Here is a 22,261-nt window from a genome sequence, read left to right on the forward strand (position 1 = left end):
GGGATTCGCATGGAGCTGTTCGCTTTTCTCGTCATTCTGGTCGTGGTGCTGGGTACTGGACTGCTGGTGCAGTGGCTGCCCATGCGTCATCAGCCGCGGCCCAGCTGGGCCCAGCGCGCGCCGTTTCTGGGCGGGGGAACGCCCGACAGCCACGCCTGGAACCGCTACCACGTTCGCTACTACGCCATGACGCTGCTGTTGATCGCCTTCGAGATGGAGATGATGTTCATGTACCCGTGGGCGGTCGTGTTCGTCGAGAAGGGCATGAAGGCAATGATGGAGATGGGCATGTTTCTCGCCATCCTGTCGGTGGGCATCGTCTATGCCTGGCGTGAGGGGGTGTTCAAGTGGCAGTGAGCTGGCTGCACAGACTCGCCGCGCGTGGCCGCGTTCCCGTGTTTCCCGTGCTGGGCAAGCAGGGGGATGGCGTGCTGCGGCACATCGCACTATCGCCGCGAATCGAACTGGTCGACTCGCCGCGTCATGCCAGTGTCTTGCTGGTGGCGGGGGAGGTTCCGGCCGACCGTTTCGAGCCCCTGCGCCGGGTGCATGACCAATTGTTATACCCTTTCACGACGCTGTGGTTTCGCAGCGACCCCTGGCCGCATCTGGAACGCGTGGCCCGTATCGACGATCTCGACGACCTGCCCGGTGCACTGGTCACGGCGCATCGCGAACTGATGGAAGGTCGCCGCGGCAGTGCCCATCGTCTTTTGCCGGACGAGCCACCCAACCCCTGGGAAGGCGAGGGCGATTTCGGCCAGGGCGGCGAAGGCATGATGGGCGGGGTGCCCTACGGGCGGCCCATGGCCATGAACATGGAGGATGACATTCGCGACGGGTTGACGCTGGATTCACTGACGTTCCGGCTGGGGCCGTTCTTCTTCGCATTTCCGCCCGGCATGGCGGCGGAGATCACCCTGCAGGGGGATCTCGTGCAGACATGGAAAACGCAGTTGGCGCCGTACCCACAGCCTCTCGACGAGGTGTTTTTCGACGCTCGCGAGCGCCCTGCCCCCATTGCGGAGGTCGAGCTTGCCCGGGCTCGCCATCACCTTCACCGGCTGTTCCATGCCTTGCACCTGGCGGGCCTGGAGAACGTGAGCCTGCGGACCTTGCGTCTGGCGCATGGATTGTCGACGTCGAGTACCCTCGATGGGTTGCGGCGCGCACTATCACGTAGCGGCTTCTTTCGCCTGACGGCGGGCGGCGGCGTGCTCGGCCCCGAGCAGGCACGCATGATCGGCGGGCCCGCCGCCCGAGCCGCCGGACTGGATGATGATCTGCGCGCGGAGGATGCCGGCTATCGACGACTGGGATTCTCCCCCGTCTGTCAGACCGCGGGCGATACCCATGCTCGCTGGCGGCAGCTTCTGGACGAAATCGACCAATCCCTTCATCTGGCCCGTCTGGCCGAGCGCGACAGGGTACACACGGAGCGGACAGGTAGCGTCGAGACACCGAGGGGCCCCTGGTCGGCGCGGCGGCCAGCGGATGCGAGCGCGCTCTTCGACGAGCTGTTACCCGGGCTGGAGTGGGGCGATGCCCTGGCGGCGGTCGCCAGTCTGGATGTCGCGGGGTTGACCGATCAACCTGTCGGCACACGGCCATCCGGCGAGTCCCGGGCGGTACGGGGAGGCACCGGGAACGATGTTTAGCGAGCTGTTTCTGCCGGTTCTCATGGTGATCTTCATGCTGGTTGTCGGCGGTTATGCCGTTGCCGTGCTCGATCGCCTGGTTGCCAGCGCGCTTGGCACCCCCCAGGCCGGAGGTATCTGGCTGGCGCCGATGGCGCGCGGCGCCTGGTTGCTGACCCAGCACGCCAATGCCACCGAAGCGCCGGATTGGCGGGCCTGGCGGCTGGCACCGGCCCTGTATCTGGCGTTGGCGGCGGGCGGGCTGGCGGTGGTGCCATGGTCGGCATCGCTGGTCGCCACGGACCTGGTCACCAGCGTGGTGCTGTGGGGCAGCGTGGAAGCGCTGGCGACCGTCGTCATCTTCTTGCATGGCTGGTCGGCGAATTCGTTACTGGCCTTGATCGGCGGGTACCGGTACGTGGCGCTGGGGCTTTCCTACATCCTGATCAGCATGTTCGTGCTGATCGGCGTGGCATTGCCGGCCGAATCGCTGCAGTTCACCCAGGTGGTGGCTTCGCAGGAAGGCCTGTGGAATGTCATCCGCCAGCCACTGGGACTGCCGCTGTTTCTCATCGTCGGCCTGGGCATGACCTTCTGGGGGCCGCTGAATCTGGCCGATTCGACGGATCTTGCCGGCGGCACGGCCTCGGAGATCTCGGGGCCGCCACGGCTGGTCTGGGACATGGCCCGGGCGGGCATGCTGGTCGCGTTCAGCGGCGTGGCAGCGACTGCCTTCCTGGGGGGCTGGCTGGGGCCCTGGCTGCCCGGCCCGGTATGGATGTCCCTCAAGATGCTGGCGGTATTGAGCGTGCTGCTGTTGCTCGGGCGGCTACTGCCGCGACTGGCGCCGGAGCGCTGCGTCACCTTGATGTGGGTCGTGTTGCTGCCGCTGTCGTTCATCGATCTGGTATGGGCCGGGATAGGAGCGCTGTTGTGATGGAGAGCATGAATCACGGCCTCGGTGTCGATATCGCGTTTCTGCTGCTGGCCACGCTGGCGGTGGTCACCGGGTGGCGCGTGTTTCGCACCGATTCGATGGTACGGGCCTCCTTCTTTCTGCTGGTGTCGTTCATCGCCGTGGGCATGATCATGATCCTGTTGGCGGCGGAATACCTGGGCGTTGCCATGTTCTTCATGATGGCCGTGGAAATGACGGTCATGGCGCTGTTCATGGTCATGTTCATGATGAACCCGGCCGGCCTGAATCCCATGAACATGGTCCATCAGGAACGTATCGCCATCGGGGCTGGCGTCGCCGGTTTTCTGGTACTGGGCGCCATGGCCCTGTTGGCAGTCTTTCCCGATCAGCCGGTGCCGGCAGGCCTCGACCCCGTCAGATCACTGGGCAACGAAATGCTCGGTGATTCGATGCTGATTTTCGAATCGGCGGGTCTCGTGCTGCTGACCACCATGATCGGCGTGGTGGTGCTGTCGAGCCATCGCGGGCGCTATGGCGCGGCGGCGGAGGGCTCGATGCCGCCGGGGCTGGAACCGGGCGGCGACCCGGCAGGCAAGCCCGAGGAGGACGAAGAGGGCGAGGGCGAGCATCACCATCATCACCATCATCACTGAGCGGGACAGACAGGCAGGGAGGCTTGCATGACACTCACCACACTTTTGCTATTGGCAGCGGCACTGATCGGTATCGGGATCTATGGCGCGCTTTCCCAGCAGTCGTTCGTGATGCTGATGATGGGACTGGAGCTGATCCTCAACGGTGTCATGCTGGCGGCGGTGGCGTTCTGGGCCTTCAGCGGGGCCGGAGCGCCGGAAGGCCAACTGCTGACGATCATCGTCATGGCCGTGATGGCCATCGAGATGGCGATGGGGTTCGCCCTGGTGGTCGCGGTCTTCCGCGGTAAACAGGCCGACATGACCGAATCGCTGACCGGGCTGAAGCACTGATGCTGTGGTTCGTTCCTCTCTTGCCGCTGCTGGCTGCCCTCGTCATCCATGGGGTCGGCAAGCGTTGGCCGGGCGACGACAGGGGCCGTGCCGTGCTGACCCTGGCGGGGGTGGCGATCACGGTCGCTACCTTGCTGCTCGTGAGCATCGCGGTCACGGCGGACTGGGGCGGCACCTATCGCTGGAGCTCCCGAATCGTTCTGTCACTCGGGATGACGTCCACCAGCGCCGTGTTCGCCATCGTCGTGCCACTGATCGCCGCGCCGATCATCGTCTACAGCGCCTACCATGAAGCATCGCCGGTCAGTGGCAGAGAGACGGTGCGCCCCCCCGTCGGACTGGTGGCGCTGCTGACGGCGTTCGTCGGCGCGATGGAACTGCTCGTCCTGGCCGAGGATTTCGTCACCCTGCTGATCGCCTGGGAACTGGTCGGGGCATGCTCGTGGGCGCTCATCGCCCATGAATGGCAGAAGGCCGGCAACCTGCGGGATGCCGCCTGGGCGTTCCTGGTCACTCGCTTCGGGGATCTGGGGCTGTACATCGCCGCGGCGGCAGCGTTCGCCGGCACGGGGTCGTTTGCCTTTGCAGACCTGGCCCAACTCGATGGGTGGCGGCTGGACGTGTTCGTTGCCGGCGTCGTGCTGGCCGCCGCCGCGAAATCCGCCCAGGTGCCGTTCTCTCCCTGGCTGTTTGCCGCCATGTCCGGGCCGACACCGGTGTCGGCATTGCTCCATGCGGCGACCATGGTCGCGGCGGGGATCTACCTGGTGGTCCGGCTGCATGCGGAACTCTCCGCCGTCGCCTGGTTTGCGCCGGTCGCCATCACGCTGGGGTTGACCACTGCCCTGGCAGGGGGACTCGTGGCCTATCTTCAGGGCCATGCCAAAAAGCTGCTGGCCGCCTCGACATCGGCCCAATATGGCCTGATGTGGCTGGCGGCAGGGGCGGGCTTTCCCGGCGTCGCCCTGGTGCACTTCGTCACGCATGCATTCACCAAAGCGGCGCTGTTCCTGGCCGCCGGCATCGCCGAACGCCATGTCGACAGCTATTCGCTGACGGCGATGCGCCTGGGTCGCCTGCTTCCTGGCGTCGCGGCAGCCAGCATGGTGGCCAGCCTGGCGCTGGCGGGCGTCGTTCCGCTGAGTGCGGCGTGGAGCAAGGAGAAGATCGTCACGGCCGCCGGCCATCAGGCGTCCTGGCTTGCCGTTATCGTCGCCGTGGCGGGAGGTCTCAGTGCGCTGTACGCCACGCGCTTTCAACTGCTGGCGTTCGGTCCGGGGCGGCATGACCGCATGAGCGAGGCTGTCTCCCGGCCCGGCCACTCCCGGGCGGAAGCCGCCGCGCTCTACCTGCTGGCGGCAGGCACATTGGCGCTGTCGCTACTCTGGTGGCCCGGTGTCGGAAATGGCCTCGCCGATTTGCTGTCCGTGCACTTTCCCAAGGCCAAGCTGTGGGAACTGATCGTATCGCTACTGCTGGTGGCGCTGGGCGTGGTCCTGGGCTTCTGGGCGGTGCGTCGTGAAGTGACGGGGGCGCGCCGACATGGTGCCACGCGAACCGGCGTGGCGGACTGGCTGGGCCTGCCGATGCTGGCAACACGTGGCGCGAATGCCGTGCTGATGTTCAGCCATGGCCTGGCACGCTTCGACGATCGCGCCGTGGATGCCGGGATCCGGGGCAGTGCCCGCTTTGGTGCGTGGCTGGCCAAGCTGGGAGAACGGCGTGGCGAAGGCGCGTTCGATGGTGCCACGAACCAGCTCGCGAAGGGCATCGACTGGGCGGGACAAGTGGCACGTCGGGCGCATACCGGGCAGATGCATCACTACTACACCGGTATCGCGGCCGGACTCGCCGCGATCCTGATCATCCTGAGCATAGGAGCGCTCCTTTGATTTTGACTGCAGCCCTAGGGCTTCCCATGCTGGGGGCCCTCGCACTCGCCGTTTCAAGCCGTTGGACCGAGACCACGGCTCGCCGATGTGCCATCGCGGTTTCGGTGTTGCCGGTGCTATTGCTGATCTGGGCGTGGCGACAGTTCGATCCGCAAGGCGCGCTATTCCAGTTCGTCGAGGAAGTGCCCTGGGTACCCGGCCTGGGTATGGGCTACAGGCTGGGCGTGGATGGCATTGCCCTGGCTGTCGCGACGATGAGTGCCCTGGTCTTCTCGGCCAGCATCGCCTACCCCGTGGACACGAAGCATCAGCCTCGCCAGTACTACGCCTGGATGCTCTTTCTGCAGTCCGTGTCTCTGGGTGTCTTCCTGGCGCTGGACCTGCTGCTCTTCTATGTCTTTTTCGACCTGAGCCTGGTGGGGATGTTCTTCCTGATCGGCCGCTGGGGGCATGGTCAGGCGCAGCTCGCCGCGTTCAAGTTCTTTCTGTACACCTTCTGCGGCTCGCTGTTGCTGCTGCTGGCGATCATCGGGCTCTATCTGTCGGTCGAGCCGCATACCTTCGACATGCGCGTGGTCATCGAGCAGCAACCGCTGGCGGGTGCGGGCATGACGGCCGCTCTGGTGTTTCTCGCCCTCATGCTCGGCTTCGCCATCAAGACACCGATGGTGCCCGTGCATACCTGGCTGCCCCAGGCGCATGTCGATGCCCCGGGGCCGGTCTCGGCGATTCTCGCCGGGGTGCTGCTCAAGATGGGCACCTACGGGATCATCCGCATTCCGTTCGCCATGATGGCGGAGACGTTCTCTCGCCATGCCCTGGTCATTGCGCTGTTCGCGGTCGCATCGATTCTCTACGGGGCCTTCGTGGCGCTCGGCCAGCGCAACCTGAAGCGGCGCATTGCCTACACGTCGATCAATCACATGGGCTACACGGTGCTGGGGATCGCGGTGGCCGGCGCCCTGATCCAGGACGCCGAATATGCCCGCGAGCTGGCCCTGGTGGGGGCCACGGTGGAAATGGTGGCGCACGGTCTGATTACCGGGGCGCTGTTCCTCATCTGCGGCTCGTTCTGGCAGCGTACCGAGGAGTATGACCTGGACAGCTACGGGGGGCTGCTTCGTCAGGCCCCGTGGCTGACCGCCTTCGCCGTGCTCGCCTCCTTTGCCAGCCTGGGCCTGCCCGGCCTGGCCGGTTTCGTGGCGGAGTTCCATATCTTTGCCGGTACCTTCGGTGTCTATCCATGGCTCGCCGTCATCGGTGTGCTGGGCATCCTGGTGACGGCGGCGCTGTTTCTGCAGATGCTGCAGAAGGTGTTCTTCGGGGCGATGCCGGAGCGCTGGGCGCAGTTCGAGGATCTGCGTCCCATCGAGTGGGGCGTGCTCGCGGTGCTGTCGGCAGGCTTCGTGATCATCGGCGTGGCGCCGGCGTTTCTGCTGACCCTGGTCGAGGCATCGGCGACGCTGCTGGTGGGAGGCCACTGATGCCTATCGGTGACGTACTGCCGGAAATCAGCCTGACGCTGGGTGCCGTGGCGATCGTCCTGTTCTCCAGCTTCGTCCGTCAGCGGCAACATCACTGGGCAGCCGTGCTGGCCCTGCTCGCCATCGGCCTCGGCGCGGGGCTGACCGTCGCGCAATGGGGCGGGGCGCCGCGGTTGACGTTTGCCGATGTCTGGGCGCTGGATGGCGTGGCGCTCGCCAGCAAACTGGTGGTGCTGGTCGCCGGTGCGCTGGTCGTCGCGATGTCGCCTGAATGGATGCGGACCGATCGCCGCCATGGCGAGTACTACGCGCTGGTGCTGTTCGCTCTGCTGGGCGTCATCATGATGGCCTCGGCCAGCGATACCATGGAGTTGGTGCTGGGCGTGCTGCTGTCCTCGGTGGCCAGTTACCCGCTGGCCGCCTATCACCGTGGCTGGGCGCCCGCGCTGGAGGCCGGGATGAAGTATTTCCTGATCGGCGCCCTGACCAATGCATTGCTGACGATCGGGGTGGTGGTGCTGTTCGGCCTGACCGGCAGTACCGGGTATCCGGACATCGCCCAGGCGCTTGCCACGGACAGCGATCGCCTGGCACTGACCATCGCCACGGCCTGTGTGGTGCTGGGGCTGACCTTCAAGCTGGCGGCGTTTCCGGCTCACGCCTGGATGCCGGACGTGGCGCAGGGTTCACCGGTACCGGCGGCAGCCTTTCTGACCGTCATTCCCAAGATCGGCGCCGCGGTAGCGCTGGCCCGCTTCGTTTCCCTGCTGCCGCCGGATGTCGCCTGGCGCGCGATCGTGGCCTCGATCTCCGTCGCCACCATGACGCTGGGCAACGTGGCGGCGTTGCGACAGACGGACGTGCGTCGCCTGCTGGGCTGGTCATCGGTTTCCCAGTCCGGGTATGCCCTGATGGCCATCGTGGTAGTGGGTATCAGCGATCAGGCCCTGCCGGCACTGGTGTTCTTCCTGGCGAGCTATGCCACGGCCAACCTGGCTGCCTTCGCCGTGGTCACGCACCTGCGGGGACGTACCGCGCTGGACGATTACCGGGGACTGGCCCGGCACGCACCGATCGCGGCCACGATACTGATCGTGTCGCTGTTGTCCCTGGTGGGCATCCCGCCGCTGGTGGGATTCTTCGGCAAGCTGATGCTGTTTCGCGTCGCCCTCGAGGGCGGTTACGCCTGGCTGGCGCTCGTGGCGGTGATCAACACCGTCGTCTCGCTGTTCTATTACCTGCGCATCGTCGCGCCGATGATGTTCGGCAGTCGCCAGTCCGCCGTGCATGTGCTGTCGGGCCTGTGGGCGCGTTCCACGATGGCCGTGGCGGGCGTGCTGCTGATCGTCGGAGGACTCGGCGCGGAAGCGCTCTCGCTGTTTACAGGATCGATACGCTTTGCCCTTTAGGCCCCGGCGGCCTGGCCCGCCGGATCCACGTCAATGGAGTGATACTGAGAAAGGAGTCGTTCATGTCACCCGCTAAAGATTCGACGATCGAAACGCCGGACAACCTGCATACCAAGGAATGGCTGCGCACGTACCAGCGGATCCGTGCCGCCACCGAGGCCATCTGCGCGCCTCTGCACAAGGAAGACTACATGGTGCAGAGCATGCCGGACGTCAGCCCGCCGAAATGGCACATCGCCCATGTCAGCTGGTTCTTCGAAGCCTTCATCCTGAAACCGTTTCATTCCGCCTACCAGCCCCTCGATCCCGCGTACGATCATCTCTTCAATTCCTATTACGTGACCCACGGCACGCCGTTCCCCCGGCCCGAGCGCGGCATGATCTCGCGGCCGACCGTGGACGATGTCTATCGCTATCGCGCTCACGTCGACCGGGCCATGGAAGCGCTGCTCAGCGATCCACCGCAGGAACATCTCCAGGAGATTCTCCGGCGTCTCGAGCTGGGCCTGCCGCACGAACAGCAGCATCAGGAGCTGCTGCTGATGGATATCAAGCACATCCTGGCCCAGAACCCCTTGTGCCCGGTCTACCGGGACGACCTGGCGTCGTCCCCTGAGCATGACGTGGCTGCGCTCGGCTGGCATGCCTACCCGGCCGGCGTTCGCTGCATCGGCCATGACGACACCGAGGAGGGGTTCGCCTATGACAACGAGATGGGGCGCCACCGCCAGTTCGTCGAGGCTTTCCAGATCGCCGAGCGTCCGGTGACCAATGGCGAGTTTCTCGCGTTCATGCAGGCGGGAGGGTACGACACACCTGACTACTGGCTATCGGATGGTTGGGCGACGGTCAAGGCAGAAGGCTGGCAGGCGCCGCTCTACTGGGTCGAGCGCGACGGCGTCTGGCATCACTACACCCTGGGCGGCCTGGTACCGGTCGACATGAACGCGCCGGTCTGCCATGTCAGCTTCTTCGAGGCCGATGCCTATGCACAGTGGGCCGGCGCCCGCCTGCCCACCGAGGCCGAGTGGGAGACGGTGGCCCATGATGCCGCCATTCGGGGCAGCGTCGGGCAGGGAAACTTCGTCGAGCAGGACCATCTGCAGCCGGTAGCTGCCGCCGCGACCACCGGCGCGCCGAGCCAGATGTTCGGCGATGTCTGGGAGTGGACCGGCAGCGCCTATCGCCCCTATCCGGGGTTTCGCAAGTTGCCGGGCAGCCTGGGGGAATACAACGGCAAGTTCATGTCCGGCCAGATGGTGTTGCGGGGTGGCTGCTGCGCGACGCCGGCCGATCACATTCGTGCCACCTATCGCAACTTCTTCCCGCCACATGCGCGTTGGGCGTTTTCCGGTTTCCGTCTTGCCAAGGAGAGCCTCTGATTAGCGCCGGGACCCTGGCCACACTGCTCGCTAACGGCAAGCGGCTTTTACGAAGGGCATGTCGATCATGGAGCGAGCCCCGGCGCTCACGCCGAGAGGCCGGTGGTCTCGTCCAGGCCCAAGTGCACGTTCATGCTCTGCACCGCAGCGCCGGCAGCGCCCTTGCCCAGGTTGTCGAGCCGGGCGACGAGCGCGATCTGCTCGGCATTGCCGAACACGAACAGGTCGACGCGGTTGGTATCGTTGCAGCCCTGGACCTCGAAGAAACCGCCATCCAGGTTGGCCATGTCATCCAGCGGCATCACGCGCACGAAGGGCTCGTCGGCATAGTGCGCGACATAGGCCTCGTGCAGTGCCGCGGCGGTGGTGCCTGCCGGCAATTGCGAGACATGCAGGGGAATCGTCACCGACAGGCCCTTGAGGAAGGGGCCGACGATGGGGGTGAAGACCGGCGCCTGGTCGAGGCCGCCGTGCACGCGCATCTCCGGCAGGTGCTTGTGGGCAAGGCCCATGGCATAAGGGCGCGGCGCGGCCAGGCGTGCGTCGTCCTGGCCGGCTTCGTAGGCGGCGATCAGTTGCTTTCCGCCACCGCTGTAGCCGGTGATCGAATATGCTGTCAGCGGTGTCGCGGCGGGCAGCAGGCCGGCCTCGACCAGGGGCCGCGTGAGCATGACGAAGGCGCTGGCGTGACAGCCCGGGTTGGCGATGCGCTTGGTGGCGCGGATGGCATCGCGCTGCCCCGGTGACAGCTCGGGCAGGCCGTAGGCCCAATCGGGGTCGGTGCGAAAGGCGGTGCTGGCGTCGATCAGGCAGGTCGCCGGGTTGTCCAGCAGGGCCACGGCCTCGCGCGAGGCAGCGTCCGGCAGGCACAAAAAGGCCACGTCGGCGGCGTTGAGAAGGCGTGCGCGCTCGGCGGCGTCCTTGCGCTTGTCGGCGTCGATGCGCAGCAGCTCGATATCGTCGCGTGCGGCGAGATAATCGAGCAGCCGCAGTCCTGTGGTGCCTTCCTGACCGTCTACATATACCTTGAATGCCATGGGGATGCGTTGCCTCGTTGACCGGAATCGTGCGTGCCGACGGCGACCGTCGGCCTGTCACCGCCTATTGTGCGGCGCTGGGCTCGCGCTGTCATGTCTCGGCCCGCAATCCGCTTGTCGTGACTCGCAAAAACGACCAGTCTGAAAGGGCTTGGGGTTTCCCGCCATCCACTCAGGGAAACACTGCATCCATGGCCACGCAGGCGAATCACTGCGTCGCGCGATGCTCGAAGACTCGTCCACTGCCAAGTCATGTCTCGTCTTCTGTGCTTCGGGCGCCTTGTGCTTCATCCTGCTCGCCGATTTCTTCAGCATTCCCTTGGGCAGCGTGATAAGGACGACACATGAACAAGCGTGTATTGGCTTTCGACGTCTACGGCACCTTGATCGACACCCATGGTGTGGTGGAAGCATTGACCACGGAGCTGGGCGATGCCGAAAAGGCGCACGTCTTCTCGCAACGCTGGCGCGACAAGCAACTCGAATATGCGTTTCGTCGCTCCCTGATGGGGGCCTATGCGCGGTTTTCGGACTGCACCCGCGAGGCCCTTGAATTCACCGACCGTGCGCTCGGTGGCCGCCTGTCCGATGTCGCCAAGGAACACTTGCTGGATCTCTATACGCGCCTGCCCGCATTTCCCGATGTGGACGCCGGGCTGGCGCGTTTCGCCAACGCCGGGGTGCGTTGCGTGGCGTTTTCCAATGGCACCGACGAGGCGGTCTCCGGGCTGCTGTCGCAAGCGGGCATCAAGGCACGCTTCGACGCCGTGGTCAGTGTCGACGACATCAAGCGCTTCAAGCCCGATCCGGCGGTCTATGCCTATCTGCGCCAGCGCACCGAATCTCGAGCCGCCGACACCTGGCTGGTGTCCAGCAACCCCTTCGATATCATAGGTGCCAAGTATGCCGGCCTGCATGCCGCCTGGATTCGGCGCAGTGCCGAGGCCCCCTTCGATCCCTGGGGTGACGAGCCCGACATGACGGTGAGCGACCTCGACGAGCTCGCCGATCGACTGTTGCAGTAACGCGCGACACGACGCGCCGCCAGGTCGGAAACGCCCCTGCCAGGCATGCCATGACATGCCTGGTCAGCGGGCGTTTTCTACTGTCCGGATGCGTCTTCATCCATGATCCGACGAAACGGGAAACGACATGCCGCATTCCCATCGCAGTACGGCACGACCGGCGCACAAGCGCCGCCTTGGCTGGGGACTGAGTGTACTGGCGGGGGTGGTGCTCTTGCTGGTCGCCTGGTGGTGGGCGCTACCGGCATATATCGACCATCGCCTCAGCCAGATGCTGACCGAGCGCAGCGGCCGTCAGGTCACCATCGATGACGTCACCCTCACCCCGTGGCGCCACCAGGTGACGCTCGACGGACTGCGTATCGCCGGTCAGGCCGACACGCCGGTGTTCGCGAGCCGGCGGGTGGTGGCGACCCTCGACTGGCACTCGTTGTTCGACGCCGGCTGGCGCTTCGAACGGGTGGATCTGACGGCGCCGCGTCTGCAACTCATCTGGCGCGCCGGGGGCGAGTGGAACCTGGCTCGGCTATTCGGCGACGGCGGTGGAGGAGGCGGTTCGGCACCGCTGCGCATCGATCGGCTCACGGTCAGCGACGGTCGGCTGGACTGGATCAACCGGCGTCCCGACGCGCCGCTGACGCTGAGCCTGAAAAACCTCGATCTCGAGGCACGGCATTATGACAACAGCGATGATCGTCCCTTTGCCCTGCAAGGTCAGGCGGACTGGCGTGGTGGCACGCTGAAGGGAACGGGCGAGATGGGCTTCTCGCCATGGACGCTGGATATCGATCTCGACGCCGATCAGGTACCGCTGACCGCGCTGTCGGGCTACCTGGCCCATGTCGTGCGCGCCGAGCCGTCGTCGGGCGCCTTGGACGCCCGGATTCGACTGCGTTCAGGCCGTGCCAGCGATGCCGGCACCCAGGTCAACGGTCAGGGCGGGATCGAAGGGCTCGAGATGCATGACCCCGACACGGATCGGCCCGTCGCTCGCGCCGAGCGCCTCGCCGTGGAAGGGCTGACGTTCGCCAGCGCGCGGCCGGCACTGACCGCCGAGCGGGTGTCGCTGGAGGCCCCCTGGCTCGATGTGACGATCGACGAGCGGCTCGACACCAACCTCGACCTTTGGCAGCCGCCGCAGCAGACAGGGGGCGGCGGAGGCTCGGGCATGCATGTCGCGATCGGCACGCTGGCCATCGAGCGTGGGGCGGTGGCCTTCACGGACCGTCATCTGCCGCGCCCCTTCGCGCTGGATTTCGCCGAGTTGAATGGCGAGTGGCGACAGATCGGTGCCGAGCAGGCGAGCGCCGCCCAGCTGACGCTCGAGGGCCAGGTGGCGGAGGGATCGCCGCTGCGCATCGATGGCACCTTCGATCCGCTCGGCGATGCGTTGAACGGCAACCTGAACCTGCACTTCGAGCATCTCGATCTCGAGACTCTGGCCCCCTATCTGCGCGAGTTCGGTGGCTACGCCGTCGAGCGGGGCCAGGCCACGCTGGATCTCGATTACCGGCTCGAGCAAGGCCGGCTGCGAGCACGGAATCACCTCGTGCTGCATCGGCTCGAGCTCGGCAAGGAGGTCGATGCCTCGGCCACCGATCTGCCGCTCAAGACGCTGGTCGGCGTCCTGAAGAGCGAGGATGGCACCATTGAACTCGACATCCCCATGCGCTTGCCGCTCGACGATCCCGGCGCGGTGGATTTCGGCAGCGTGGCCGGCCAGGCGATCCGCGAGGCGCTCGAGAATCTGGTGTCGTCGCCGCTGGAAACGCTCTCCGAAGTGGTCGGTGACGGTGCCGACCCGGCCGCCGACGGCGAGGACCGCGGGAATGGCACGGCCGATGGCAGCGATCAAGGTGACGAGGCCCAGGGAGAGGGCCCGGCGCTCTACGAGCGCGCCCGCACTCGCCAGTGAGCGCTCAGTGAGACGGACAGCGCTGCAGCGGGTCCTGCCGGAAGTAGCGGGCAAGCAGTGCGTAAAGCTCGGGATAGGCGGCGTCGAGGATGTCCGGTGCGGTGAAGAAGTACTCGCAGCAGACCGCGAAGCATTCGCCGGGATGGCTGGCGGCATAGTCGTCGATGGGGGGCGCGTCGCCGCGAGCCAGGTGCGCCTGGAGGTCGTCCCACACGCCGGTGAAGACGCGGTGCCAGTCGCGGGCATCGATATCGCGCGGCAAGGGCGGGAAGCCGTCGGCGTCCAGCGAGTTGCCCATGTCCAGCTTGTGGGCGAACTCGTGGATGACGACGTTGAAGCCGCCCCAGCCGCCGCTTTCCTGGATGTCCGACAACGCCAGCACGATGGGCCCTTGATGCCAGGTTTCGCCGACGCGCTCGTCCTCGTATTCGTGGACCACGCCCGCCTCGTCCATCTCCTCGACCCTGCGGCGGAACGCCTCCGGCAGCACGCGCACCTCGTGGACGTTGGCGAAGGCCTCGCGGGCCTCGTCTTCCGACCAGTGCAGCGTCATCAGGCACGCCTGGGCGACCAGGGCCAGGCGCGCGGGGAGATCGAACAGTTCGTCGTCGAACAGCGCCAGTCGCTTGCGCCGCAGAAAGGCCCAGGCGCGCTCGCCGAGGCGGTTTGCCTCCTCCGCCGGCAACGCCTGCAACAGGGGCACCCGCGCGAGGCCCTCGGCCCAGGCCTCGGCGGGGAAGGGGTGACGCGCGCCACGCCAGGCGTTCCACCATTTCATCGCGGGACTCCTTCTCGCCGTTCCCCGTCAGCGCCTCGACTCAGGCATCGTCCTGACGCGAGCCGGATGGCCGGCCCCCCGATTTCCACGACCAGTCGCGCCAGCGCAGGTCGAACAGGTCCTGGCGGCGATCCTTCAAGTTGGTCACCGAGCCCTCGTTGCGGACCACCGTGAGACGGGTCAGGTCCAGATCCGAGAACATGATCATCTCGGTATTGGGCGTGGTCTCGGCCAGCACCGCATCGTGGGGGAAGGCGAAATCCGAGGGCGAGAATACCGAGGACTGCGCGTACTGGATCTCCATGTTCTCGATGGAAGGCACGTTGCCGACGCTACCGCAGAGCACCACGTAGCACTCGTTCTCGATGGCCCGCGCCTGGGCGCAGTGACGCACCCGCAGGTAGCCGTTCTTGGTGTCGGTCCAGAACGGCACGAAGAGGATGTCCATGTCCTGATCCGCGAGCAGGCGCGAGAGCTCCGGGAACTCGACGTCGTAGCAGATCAGGATGCCGATCCGCCCGGCATCGGTATCGAAGACCCGCAGGTCGTCGCCGCCCTCGATGATCCAGTCGCGACGCTCCTGAGGCGTGATGTGCAGCTTGGCCTGGGCCTCGATGTTGCCGTCACGGTGGAACAGGTAGGCGATGTTGTAGAGGTGCCCGTCCTCGTGCTCCTCGATCATCGAGCCGGCGACGATGTTGATGTTGTAGGACACCGCCATGCGCGACAGCTCGGTCTTGAAACGCTCGGTGAAGCCGGCCAGAAAGCGGATGGCGGCGATCTGGTCCTGCTGGGCGGCACGATCCTGCAGGCCCATCAGCGGCGCGTTGAAGAGCTCCGGGAAAACCGCGAAATCGCTTTGATAGTCCGACAGCGCATCGACGAAGTACTCGGCCTGCTGCAAGACCGCCTCCACCGAGGAGAACTCGCGCATCTGCCACTGCACCGCGCCCACCCGTACCTGCGTCTTGCGGGTGTCGAGTACCGACTCGGCAGGCTCGAAAAGGATGTTGTTCCACTCGAGCAGGGTCGCGTAGCCCTGGGATTTTTCGTCTTCCGGCAGATACTTGCGCAGCAGCCGCTTGACCTGGAAGTCGTTGGCCAGCTGGAAGGAGAGGATGGGGTCGTGAATCTCCTTGCGCGAAACCTGATCCAGATACTCGGCCGGCGACATCTCGCTGGCGTACTGGTGATAATTGGGAATCCGCCCGCCGGCGAGGATGGCCCGCATGTTCAATGACTTGCACAGATCCTTGCGGGCCTCGTAGAGGCGCCGGCCGAGCCGGTAACCGCGATAGGCCGGATCGATCAACACGTCCAGGCCATACATGGCGTCGCCTTCGGGGGCATTGAGAATGATCTCCCGCTGGTCCATCAGATCGTCGTAGCGGTGCGGGTTGGAAAACTCCTCATAGTCGACGCGGGCGGTCAGCGCCACGCCGACCAGGGTCTCGTCATCCTCGATGGCGATCTGTCCGTCGGGGAACTCGCTGATCAAGCGCTCGATGGTGCGCTTCGGCCACGCGCCGCCGATATCGTGATAGACACGGTCCATCAGCGTCTTGAGCTGCGGATAGTCCTCGGGGGTCAGGTTGCGAAGATTGAGATGAAGGTCATCGAGGGACATGGCGGCGTCCTGCGTTGCGGATACGAAAGTGGCGCTATTGTATCACGCGGTGCATGCGGTCCATGAGCCAATGACCGGGTCGTGGAAAGTCTCTTGCAACCGAACAAGCCCTGCAGGACGCAGGGCTTGTCGGATGACGCAGGCACTCCTGGCGACGCGCTAGGAGGCCTGGAAGTTCTGCCGTGGGTTGGCGTTATCCTGGCCATCCGCCTTGGGCTGGGTCCGCCAGATGGCGATGTTGGCGTAGCCGTAAAGGATCGTGATCGCGATCACCAGCATGTGGTACCAGAGGAAGGGAAGATAGGCCATGGTCGAGACGCCGAGGGTGGTGGCCATGAAGACACCACCGTCGGTCCAGGGCACCATGGGGGTGGTGATGGTGCCGCCGGCTTCGGCATTGCGCGAGAGCACTCGCCGATCCACGCCCTGATCGTCATAGTTCTTCTCGGTGATGGTGCTGGCGGTAATCAGCGAGACATAGGCCGCGCCACCGAAGAAGTTGCCGAAGAAGCCGCCCAGCATGGTCGATACCGTCAAGCGGCCCGGATTGTTGGCCCAGCGCAGAAAGCCATTGCTGATCGCCTTGAGGATGCCCACCTGGCTCATCAAACCGCCGAGCCCCAGGGCAAACAGGATCAGCGCCACGACGCCGAGCATGGACTCGATGCCGCCGCGATTGAGCAGGGTATTCAGGAACTCCACGTCGGACTGCATGGCGTTGCCCACGTAGGCGATGCGGATGGCATCGATGGGGCCGACACCTTGTGCCCACCAGGCACAGATGCTGCCCAGCACCGCGCCGAAGGTGATGACCGGAATGGCCGGGTAGCGGCGCGTCAGCAACCCGATGACGATCGCCGCCGGCAGCAGCAGCCAGGGGCTGATGGTGAAGTTGGCCTCGAGCGCTTGCATGGCGACGGTGGCGCGCGAGGTATCCACGTCACCGCTCACATAGAAGAAGCCGACAATCAGGAACAGAATGGAGGCGATGGGAATGGCGAGCGCGCTGACCGTCATCATGGAACGGATGTGGTCGATCAGGTTGACCTTGCACAGCGAGGCGGTCATCACCGTGGTGTCGGACAGCGGCGACATCTTGTCGCCGACGTAAGCGCCGGAGATGACCGCGCCGGCCACCAGCGGAAGCGGAATGCCGAAGCTGTGACCGATGCCCATCATGGCCACCCCGGCGGTGCCCGCGGTCCCGAAGGAGGTACCGGTCGATAGCGAGGTCAGGGCGCAGATCACGAACGCGGCGAACAGGAAGATCTGCGGGTTCATGACCGTCAGCCCGTAATAGATGATGCTGGGCACGATTCCGCCGGCGATCCAGGTGCCGATCAGCGCACCGACGGTGGTCAGCACCAGTACCGCCTCCATGCCATTGTGGATGCCGTCGATGAGGCCTCGCTGCATGTCGGCATAGGCCATCTTGAGCTTGAGGCCGAGTGCCATGACCAGGAACCAGGAGGCGAACAGCGCAAGCTGAATGGGAAGGCCGAGTACGTTGATGCTGAGGAACATGATGGCGATGAAGCCCACCATGACGGCGAGCACCTCCATCATGCCGGGTAGCCTTGTGGGGCCTTGAGGTGAGGACATGAGATCTCCTTCGGTCTTGTTGTCTGAGTTGAGGGGATTGCGTCTAGAAGCGATCGAGCCGGTAAGGCGCCAGCTCGGGAAGTGCTCGGTCACGGACAGAAGGCGGCCGCCGGGAAGTGCCGGCTTCCGTGGCGCCTGACGTTGCCAGCTCGGCCACCAGTTCGGCCGTCACCGCGGCCTGGGTAAGCCCCAGATGGTGATGCCCGAACGCCAGCAGTACCCTGCCGTCTTGCGCGCTATCGATGACGGGCAGCGAATCGGGCAGCGAGGGACGAAATCCCATCCAGGGGGTCGCTGCGGCGGCATCGAGGGGCGTCTTGAACAGGCCCTGGCTCAAGCGATGCAGCTGCCAGGCCCTTTCCATGTCGGGCGGTCGTTTCAGTCCCGCGAATTCCACGGTGCCCGCCAGACGCAGGCCGTCCGTCATCGGTGTCATGATGAAGCGACGCTCCATCGACGTGACCGCCAGGGGCAGGCGCGACTGCTCGCCGGGCAGCATCAGGTGATAGCCTCGCTCGGTATCCAGCGGGACGCGTATCCCGGTGAGACGGGTGGTGAGCGGTGCCGAGTGAGCGCCACAGGCCACCAGCACCTGGCGGCCGTGGAGCCGCCCGGCGCCGGCCGCCTCGAGCGTGACTCCCTGGGCATGAACGTGGCCGGAGACGACGTCGTCCTGACAGAACGTGACGCCCGCCGACTTGGCCGCCGTCACCAGATGCCGGACGAGCGCGAGGGGGTCGACGACATGGCCGGTCGCAGGAAAGAACAGGCCGCCGCGAATCGCGTCGGAAAGTTGTGGCGCCACATCACGGATGGCGTTGCCCGACCAGGATTCGACCGGCACGCCCTGCGTTGCCATGCAGGCTTGCAATGCCTGCAGCGCGGCCAACGAGCTGTCCTGCTCGTAGACCATGAAGGAGCCGTCTTGCTTGAGCAGGTGGGCACCATCGACCGTGTCGAGGAGCCGTCGCCAGGCGTCGAGGCTCGCCTCGTTGAGGGTGCGAAGTCCACTCACACTGGCCTGATAAGGCGCCGGGCGCAGATTCGACAGCAGGCGGATGAACCAGGGCAGCGCCTTGGGAAGATAGCGCCAGTCCAGACGCAGTGGCCCCTTGGGGTCCATCAGCATGCCAGGCAGGCGCTTGATGATCGACGCATCGGCGATGGGAAAGACCTGCTCGGTGGCCATGTGGCCCGCGTTGCCGAAGGAAGCCCCCATGCCGGGGGCCTGCTTGTCCACCACCATCACGTTCAAGCCTCGGCGACTCAGCGCGAGGGCGCTGGCGATACCGATCACGCCGGCCCCGACGACGATGACGTCGGCCTGATCGGCATTGTCGTGGACGGCCTGATCCTGTGAGCCCATGGAGATTTCCTCGCGGTGGTGCCTGTTGTATTTGTCGATTGTATAAAATATAAGATATGTCGATGCCAGCTTCAATACCGCATCGACCAAAGTCGTGATGCGATGCGCGAATACGGTGCCGGCAGTAGAGAGACGCGACCTCGGACGGGATGACAGGCAGGTGTCTGACCGCGTGGGGCGGAGACGAGGGGAGCAGGGAACGCCAGTGCCGATGCGCCCGGTGGCGCATCGCTGGCAGGTCGAGGGGGAGGGCGTGCTCGAAGAGAGGGGCGGCGAGAGGAGCGGCGCTAGGGAGCCTCCACCTGCTTCGCGCGTTCGTCCAGAAGCGCGACGATGCCTTCGCAGGCTTCCTGTATATGCGTCTTCAACAATTCGCAGGCCTTGTCGGCATCGCGCTGGCGGGCCAGTTCGAGCAGGCCGTGGTGCTCTCGTTCGGCCTTCTCGATTTCCTGCGTATAGACCAGTTGCATGCGAATGTAGCGATCGGACTTGGTGTTCAACTGGCTGATCAGCGACAGCGTTTCAGGCAAGTCTGCCGGCGCGTACAGCGCCTGGTGGAAGGCGAAGTTGTACTCGCTCCAGTTATCGATATCGCCGCCGGAATTCAGTGCTTCATCGTACTTGAGCAGGATGTCTTCGGCCTTTTTCAGATCCGCGTCGGTGAGGCCATTGATGGCATGGCGCAGAACGTAGGTCTCGAGCAGTACGCGCAGATCGAACAGTTCACGAATCTTGGCCACGGAAAGCTCGGTGGTGAAGGCGCCCCGGTGGGCATGAAACTCGACCAGGCCTTCGGATTCCAGGGTCAGCAGGGCTTCGCGGACAGGAATGCGGCTGACGTCGTAGTCCCTGGCCAGGGCATCCTGGCGCAGTTGGGTGCCGCCCTTGAATTCACCGCCCAGTATGCGTCCGCGCAGGTCGTCCGCGACGAATTGCGCGCGTGTCTTGTAAGTCGCCATGGCCGGCCCCTGCCGAAGATTGGATTTCGCATACTGTATACAACCTGTCGTGAATGTCCAAGATGGAGGCAGGGCGGCACCGGTGCCGTCCCGGGTTGCCGAGAAGACGCGGGGCGTGGCACCGGGAAAGGGAGCCGGGAGGTCTTGGACCTCCCGGTATGGCAGGGCGCGATCTGCCAGCGTGCCGCTGGACAGCGCGTCGTGTCAGGCAGGGTGGTGCATCAGGCATCGTCCAGGGTGGCGGACCAGTTCGCGTACCAGGTACGGAACAGCTCGTACTGGGTTTCGATATAGTGCCGCTGGGCGTCGCTGAGTGCATCGGTCTCGTTGAAGTGCAGCGCGTATTCCTGCTCGCCGTTGAGGACCATCAGATGCTTGTAATAAAGCACCAGGTCGGCGCCTTCGTCGAAGGAGGACAGCACGCCGAGCGCTTCTTCGAGCTCCTTGGCCTGACGGCGCGCGACCACGTCCCCCTGGGCGGCTTTCCGGCTGAGCGTCACGAGATGCAGCACTTCGCGGGGCAAGGCATTGCCGATACCGGTGATGGCGCCGGTGGCGCCGCAGTTGACGAAGCCGTGATAGACGGTGGTATCGACGCCGACCATCAGAGTGACCTCGGCGTCCTGTGAGGTGATGTGCTCCGCTGCATAGCGCAGATCATCGGCACCACCGAACTCCTTGAAGCCGATCAGGTTCGGATGCTGGGCGCGAAGCGCGAAGAACAGGTCAGCACGAGTGGCGAAGCCATAGTAGGGGCTGTTGTAGATCACCGCCGGCAGCTCGGGCGCGGCCTCCAGGATGGCCGAGAAGTGGGCCTTCTGTGCGGTGGCGGACGTGCCCCGGGACAGGACGCGGGGAATGACCATCAACCCGGCGGCACCGACCTCGGCCGCATGGGCCGCATGGGAAACGGCCTCCCGGGAATTGACCGCTCCGGTGCCGACGATGGTCGGGATGCCCGCCTCGACCAGCCTGGCGACACCTTCCTGACGTTGTGCTTCGCTCAGCAGCGGCCAGTCGCCCATGGAGCCGCAGTACACCACGCCGCTCATCCCCAGCTCGATCAGTTCACGGCCCTTGGCGACCAGAGCGTCGAAATCCGGCTGGCGGTCGGCGGTGCATGGCGTCATCAGTGCGGGAATGCAGCCGGTAAAGATGGCATCGTTCATCGTTGTTCCTCGAAGGTTGGTCCATTGCATGTAGTGACCTCAGCGCAGCGTGGTGACCGGCGCTGAGGCGTCGAGATGAAAGGCGTCATGGGCCCGCGATTCCCCAGGCGAAGGGATCCCGCTCATCGATCAGCAGTGTGGCGTCGGCACTGAGATACGCGCGCCCCTTGATCGAAGGACGAATGCCATCGCCCTCCCGCTCGTAGAAGGCCTCGAAGCGGCTGCCGCAGATGCTCGCCTGTGTCCAGATCTGCCCCGGCGCCAGCTTGCCATCGGCGGCGAGACAGGCGAGCTTGGCGCTGGTGCCGGTGCCGCAGGGCGAGCGGTCATAGGCCTTGCCGGGGCAGAGCACGAAATTTCGGCTGTCGGCCTCGCGGTCGTCGCAGAAGAGTTCGATGTGGTCGATCACGCCGCCGTTTTCCCCGGTGATCGACTGCGCCTCCAGCGCCTGACGAATGGCCCAGGTGTAGTCGGTGAGGGCCTCGACGTTGTCGAGTTCGAGGGTCATGTCGTGATCGCTGACCAGGAAGAACCAGTTGCCGCCCCAGGCGATGTCGCCGTGTACGGTGCCGTAGCCCGGCACCTCGACGGGGACCCGGCGGCGATGACGGTAGGAGAGGACATTGCGCACGGTCACGGCGCCGTCGTCGTGAAGCGTGGCGCTGACGAGGCCCGCCGGCGTGTCGATCTTGTGACAGCCCGGCGCCAACTGCCCCAGATGATGCAGTGATGCCACCAGCCCGATGGTGCCGTGGCCGCACATGCCGAGATAGCCGCTATTGTTGAAGAAGATGACCCCGCAACTGGCATCACTGGATTCGGGGGCGCAGTACAGCGCGCCGACCAGCACGTCGTGCCCGCGCGGTTCCAGCATGATGGCCCGTCGCCATGCATCGTGGTTGTCGCGGAAGTCGTCGCATTTCTCGGCGATGGTACGACCGGAAAGCGCCGGCATGCCTTCCATGACCAGCCGCGTCGGCTCTCCCGCCGTGTGGGAGTCGATGACGTGCACCCGTTTCATGAGCCACCTTCGTTCGATCTTGTTGGGTTTTATATTTTATACAATCTTCAAAG

Annotated in this window: 19 protein-coding genes; 11 read left to right on the top strand and 8 right to left on the bottom strand. The window is 65.2% G+C overall.

What is annotated here, in order from left to right:
* Positions 1-9: 9 nt before the first annotated feature.
* The 9 genes from ABGX75_RS15000 to egtB all read left to right on the top strand — a co-directional run bounded on the left by ABGX75_RS15000 (position 10) and on the right by egtB (position 9,709).
* Entirely contained in the window at positions 10-357 is a 348-nt protein-coding gene (locus ABGX75_RS15000) for an NADH-quinone oxidoreductase subunit A (RefSeq protein ID WP_347411112.1), read from the top strand.
* On the top strand, positions 348-1,658 hold the full coding sequence (locus ABGX75_RS15005) for a hypothetical protein (protein ID WP_347411113.1): 1,311 nt from the start codon (positions 348-350) through the stop codon (positions 1,656-1,658). The genes ABGX75_RS15000 and ABGX75_RS15005 overlap by 10 nt, the downstream gene beginning before the upstream one ends.
* Positions 1,651-2,574 (top strand): NADH-quinone oxidoreductase subunit H, encoded by a 924-nt coding sequence (locus ABGX75_RS15010; protein ID WP_347411114.1) that lies wholly within the window; start codon positions 1,651-1,653, stop codon positions 2,572-2,574. Before ABGX75_RS15005 ends, ABGX75_RS15010 begins: the two co-directional genes overlap by 8 nt.
* A complete protein-coding gene (locus tag ABGX75_RS15015) occupies positions 2,574-3,209 on the top strand; it encodes an NADH-quinone oxidoreductase subunit J (protein WP_258305767.1) in 636 nt (211 codons plus the stop codon). The genes ABGX75_RS15010 and ABGX75_RS15015 overlap by 1 nt, the downstream gene beginning before the upstream one ends.
* Positions 3,210-3,236: 27 nt before the next feature.
* Entirely contained in the window at positions 3,237-3,542 is a 306-nt protein-coding gene (gene nuoK / locus ABGX75_RS15020; RefSeq protein WP_035413666.1) for an NADH-quinone oxidoreductase subunit NuoK, read from the top strand.
* Entirely contained in the window at positions 3,542-5,434 is a 1,893-nt protein-coding gene (locus tag ABGX75_RS15025; protein ID WP_347411115.1) for a proton-conducting transporter membrane subunit, read from the top strand. The genes nuoK and ABGX75_RS15025 overlap by 1 nt, the downstream gene beginning before the upstream one ends.
* Before the next feature lie 2 nt (positions 5,435-5,436).
* On the top strand, positions 5,437-6,918 hold the full coding sequence (locus tag ABGX75_RS15030) for an NADH-quinone oxidoreductase subunit M (RefSeq protein ID WP_347411116.1): 1,482 nt from the start codon (positions 5,437-5,439) through the stop codon (positions 6,916-6,918).
* The gene (locus tag ABGX75_RS15035; RefSeq protein ID WP_347411117.1) at positions 6,918-8,327 is read left to right on the top strand and encodes an NADH-quinone oxidoreductase subunit N; all 1,410 of its coding nucleotides are present in this window, start codon (positions 6,918-6,920) and stop codon (positions 8,325-8,327) included. Before ABGX75_RS15030 ends, ABGX75_RS15035 begins: the two co-directional genes overlap by 1 nt.
* Positions 8,328-8,389: 62 nt before the next feature.
* A complete protein-coding gene (gene egtB / locus ABGX75_RS15040; protein WP_347411118.1) occupies positions 8,390-9,709 on the top strand; it encodes an ergothioneine biosynthesis protein EgtB in 1,320 nt (439 codons plus the stop codon).
* Positions 9,710-9,795: 86 nt separating this feature from the next.
* On the opposite strand, the gene argC is transcribed toward egtB, so the two are convergent.
* Positions 9,796-10,746, bottom strand: a complete 951-nt coding sequence (gene argC, locus ABGX75_RS15045) for an N-acetyl-gamma-glutamyl-phosphate reductase (RefSeq protein WP_128691195.1) — start codon at positions 10,744-10,746, stop codon at positions 9,796-9,798.
* Positions 10,747-11,090: 344 nt separating this feature from the next.
* Between argC and ABGX75_RS15050 the strand changes: the two genes are divergently transcribed.
* Both ABGX75_RS15050 and ABGX75_RS15055 read left to right on the top strand, forming a co-directional pair.
* Positions 11,091-11,771 (top strand): haloacid dehalogenase type II, encoded by a 681-nt coding sequence (locus ABGX75_RS15050; protein WP_035413673.1) that lies wholly within the window; start codon positions 11,091-11,093, stop codon positions 11,769-11,771.
* A 127-nt stretch (positions 11,772-11,898) separates the two neighbouring features.
* Positions 11,899-13,686, top strand: a complete 1,788-nt coding sequence (locus tag ABGX75_RS15055) for a DUF748 domain-containing protein (protein WP_347411119.1) — start codon at positions 11,899-11,901, stop codon at positions 13,684-13,686.
* Between the two features lie 4 nt (positions 13,687-13,690).
* On the opposite strand, the gene ABGX75_RS15060 is transcribed toward ABGX75_RS15055, so the two are convergent.
* The 7 genes from ABGX75_RS15060 to ABGX75_RS15090 form a co-directional block, all read right to left on the bottom strand.
* Entirely contained in the window at positions 13,691-14,464 is a 774-nt protein-coding gene (locus tag ABGX75_RS15060) for a M90 family metallopeptidase (RefSeq protein WP_347411120.1), read from the bottom strand.
* Between the two features lie 40 nt (positions 14,465-14,504).
* On the bottom strand, positions 14,505-16,091 hold the full coding sequence (locus ABGX75_RS15065; protein WP_110061032.1) for a carbon-nitrogen hydrolase family protein: 1,587 nt from the start codon (positions 16,089-16,091) through the stop codon (positions 14,505-14,507).
* 159 nt (positions 16,092-16,250) lie between these two features.
* Positions 16,251-17,693: a Na+/H+ antiporter NhaC gene (nhaC, locus tag ABGX75_RS15070; RefSeq protein WP_011508002.1), complete on the bottom strand. Its 1,443-nt coding sequence runs from the start codon at positions 17,691-17,693 to the stop codon at positions 16,251-16,253.
* Positions 17,694-17,736: 43 nt separating this feature from the next.
* Positions 17,737-19,059 carry an FAD-dependent oxidoreductase gene (locus ABGX75_RS15075; protein ID WP_347411121.1) on the bottom strand — a complete coding sequence of 441 codons (1,323 nt, stop codon included), beginning with the start codon at positions 19,057-19,059 and terminating at the stop codon, positions 17,737-17,739.
* A 287-nt stretch (positions 19,060-19,346) separates the two neighbouring features.
* Positions 19,347-20,018: a GntR family transcriptional regulator gene (locus ABGX75_RS15080; RefSeq protein WP_011508000.1), complete on the bottom strand. Its 672-nt coding sequence runs from the start codon at positions 20,016-20,018 to the stop codon at positions 19,347-19,349.
* A 221-nt stretch (positions 20,019-20,239) separates the two neighbouring features.
* Positions 20,240-21,187: a dihydrodipicolinate synthase family protein gene (locus ABGX75_RS15085; RefSeq protein WP_011507999.1), complete on the bottom strand. Its 948-nt coding sequence runs from the start codon at positions 21,185-21,187 to the stop codon at positions 20,240-20,242.
* An 85-nt stretch (positions 21,188-21,272) separates the two neighbouring features.
* On the bottom strand, positions 21,273-22,208 hold the full coding sequence (locus tag ABGX75_RS15090) for a 4-hydroxyproline epimerase (protein ID WP_110061030.1): 936 nt from the start codon (positions 22,206-22,208) through the stop codon (positions 21,273-21,275).
* Between the last annotated feature and the right edge of the window lie 53 nt (positions 22,209-22,261).

This window comes from Chromohalobacter sp. (assembly GCF_039830575.1).
Classification (GTDB): domain Bacteria; phylum Pseudomonadota; class Gammaproteobacteria; order Pseudomonadales; family Halomonadaceae; genus Chromohalobacter; species Chromohalobacter israelensis.